Here is a 2,488-nt window from a genome sequence, read left to right on the forward strand (position 1 = left end):
AACCTCACGAGAGATGACAGACTTGGCACCCAACGGAGCTCCTACCGAACAGTGATCTTGGTCGACACGGTTCTAGCAGGAGCTCCGTCCCATTTCAGGCGACTTGACGCGGCCACCCACGGCTCTATCTACACGGCATTGCGGCTAGCCCCCGCCCAACGGGCCAGGGGGAACGTACCGGTTTGCCCCTGTCGCTCGCGATCTTCGGGGCCAACGTCCACGACAGCCAGGCCCTGATCCCGCTCGTCGACGCCATCCCGCCGATCCGCTCCAGGCGCGGCCCGAGACGGCGCAGACCCAGCAAGCTGCGCGGCGACAAAGCCTACGACCACCGCTTCATCCGCTCCTACCTGCGCCGTCGACAGATTGCGGCCCGCATCGCCCGGCGCGGGATCGAATCCTCCAACCGCCTCGGCCGGCACCGCTGGGTGATCGAAAGGACTGTCGCCTGGCTCGGCGGATTCCGACGGCTCCACCGTCGCTACGAACGCAAGGCCGACCACTTCGCCGCCTTCGCCAGCATCGCCGCAGCCATCCTCTGCACCCGCAGACTCTCCAAATGAGATGACTCGTAAAGCGGACGTCTGCGCGGTCGCAAGTCGGGCGGGCCACCCACGCCCGGCGGCCCACACGGAGCCGGACGGACCCTTTCACCCACCCCTTCCGTCGGCCGCGGGCGGGCCTGGTAGCGTGATCCCTGCCATATTTGAACGCGTTCAATATTGGGGTGAGGATGGATAGCACGAGCGTGCGCCGACCGGTACCGCGGTCGGGTTGGGTCTTCCTGGTACTGGCGATGCTGTGCACCGCACCGGCCGTGGTCTGGTTGGTCAACGGCGTCTGGGCGTCGCTCATCGGCCCTCCACTGGTGCTCGGTACGCTGGCTGTCGGCATACCTCTGTTCGCGCGGGAATCCGAGGACTTCCGGGGGGCCTGCCTGGCGGTCGGCTGGTGCCTGGTCGTACTCTCCGTTCTCGGCTCCGTCTTCGGGCTGTTCGTGCTGACGCCGCCGGGCATCGTCCTCCTTGCCGCCGCAAGCCGGTCGCGTCCCGAACCTCGGCACCTGCCGCTCGCGATCGGCGCCCTGGTGTCCGCGGCCACCCTCGGCTTCGCAGGCTGGGCCATCGTCGAGACATGGATAGCTCCCCACTTCCAGGAGCCGGACGCGCTCGTCGCCACCGTCCAGGACCGCAGTCTCCTCCTGGACGGTGGCTTTCCGGAGCTCCTCACCTACGACGGCTCGCGCCTCGGCCACGGCGCCACCCACGTTGACCTCTCATCGCCCGGTGACGGGCCGGGCGGCCGACTCGTCGTCGTCTTCGACCCCCGCACACCGGACGCCGACCTCACCGTCCTGCGTCAGCTGCTCGCCGACCTACCGGGCGTCAGCAACGTCACGCTCTGCGCCCCTCCCGCCGGGAACTGCCGCTGACCGCAACCGGAGCTCAGCCGCTCGGCACGGAGCGGCACGGAGCACGCCAGGACCCGCCGGGCCGAGCCGGCCGGCGCATTCCGGCAGGGCGTTCGGGTGCCGTTACGGGCCCTCGATGCCGACGATCGTGCCGAACGGGTCGCGTAGTTGGGCGATGCGCCGGCCCGGCCCGATGGTCAGCGGACCGCGGTGGTGCTCACAGCCGACCTCCAGCAACCGCTCGCGTACCCGGTCGATGTCGTCCACGCCCCAGTAGACGACCGGGCTGCCGCCCCGGGGGGTTGCGCTCGTCGTCAACCGGGTGGAAGCCGACCTCGACCCCGCCGATCTCCACCCAGGCATAGACCGCCCCCGTGTCGCTGACGTCGAGCTTCACGGGGACGTCCAGGAGCTCGCCCCACCACCGGGCCGACGCCCCGGGATCCACGGGGAAGGTCATCACGGTGCGTACGGTGTTGACCACGGGCCCGCCTCCAGGGAGTTCCAAATTCCTACGCTCCGCACGGGGCTGGGACGTCACATCCAGGCGCCATACCGCCGGTAGCCCACCGATTTCCGGCAACGGCTCGACGTCACGCTGCAAGGGCAAGCCCGGGGATCGCAGGGCAGCGGGCAGCGCCTGCCGATGGAGTAGCCGCACATGGTGCCGACGCAGCTGTTGCTGCTGGACGAGCGCGTGACGATCCACCCAGCCGGGACGGGCGAGTTTCAGCAGATGATCGTGCCGGCGGTGACCCGGCTGCGGACGGCGGGCGAAGATCGGCAACGCCCCGGCACCCTCTACCTGGAGCTGCCGGGGCGTCGACCTGAGGAGCAATCAGCAAGAGCTGCAAGAGGTCATCTTACCTGGCACCGTCGACTCCCCCAATTGAGATGAGTTCTTAGTGGGCGTTTCATCCGTCAGCGGGCTGATTAGTCCTGATTCTTGGGATGAGGAGCGGACCCGGCTGCCGTGACTCCGGAGGCTTGGTGGGGCGGAAGTGTCACCAGCGTGCAGATGTCCGCCGGAACTGCGCGGTTCCTCCTGCCTCGTCCCGGGAAGCCGGATCAAGGCGC

At 68.8% G+C, this 2,488-nt stretch carries 3 protein-coding genes and 1 pseudogene; 3 read left to right on the forward strand and 1 reads right to left on the reverse strand.

Features of this window, described 5'->3' with window-relative positions; genetic code table 11:
- Nucleotides 1–128: 128 nt before the first annotated feature.
- Both PUR56_RS01395 and PUR56_RS01400 read left to right on the forward strand, forming a co-directional pair.
- Nucleotides 129–563 (forward strand): annotated as a pseudogene (locus tag PUR56_RS01395) (IS5 family transposase); the annotation flags it as partial.
- A 170-nt stretch (nucleotides 564–733) separates the two neighbouring features.
- Complete coding sequence (locus PUR56_RS01400; RefSeq protein WP_329947507.1) at nucleotides 734–1,432, forward strand: hypothetical protein; 699 nt, start codon at nucleotides 734–736, stop codon at nucleotides 1,430–1,432.
- 102 nt (nucleotides 1,433–1,534) lie between these two features.
- Here the strand turns inward: PUR56_RS01400 and PUR56_RS01405 are convergent, their stop codons facing one another.
- Nucleotides 1,535–1,729, reverse strand: coding sequence for a VOC family protein (locus PUR56_RS01405; RefSeq protein WP_329947508.1), 195 nt, complete (start codon nucleotides 1,727–1,729; stop codon nucleotides 1,535–1,537).
- Nucleotides 1,730–2,072: 343 nt separating this feature from the next.
- Between PUR56_RS01405 and PUR56_RS01410 the strand changes: the two genes are divergently transcribed.
- Nucleotides 2,073–2,309 carry a hypothetical protein gene (locus PUR56_RS01410; RefSeq protein WP_329879985.1) on the forward strand — a complete coding sequence of 79 codons (237 nt, stop codon included), beginning with the start codon at nucleotides 2,073–2,075 and terminating at the stop codon, nucleotides 2,307–2,309.
- Nucleotides 2,310–2,488: the final 179 nt, after the last annotated feature.

The sequence above is a fragment of the Streptomyces sp. BE303 genome, assembly GCF_036290945.1.
Taxonomy (GTDB): Bacteria; Actinomycetota; Actinomycetes; order Streptomycetales; family Streptomycetaceae; genus Kitasatospora.

What these genes read in the sequence shown, in the direction of transcription:
- PUR56_RS01400 (WP_329947507.1), top strand. Translation starts at nt 734, where the DNA reads ATGGATAGCACGAGCGTGCGCCGACCGGTACCGCGGTCGGGTTGGGTC.
- PUR56_RS01410 (WP_329879985.1), top strand. Translation starts at nt 2,073, where the DNA reads ATGGTGCCGACGCAGCTGTTGCTGCTGGACGAGCGCGTGACGATCCAC.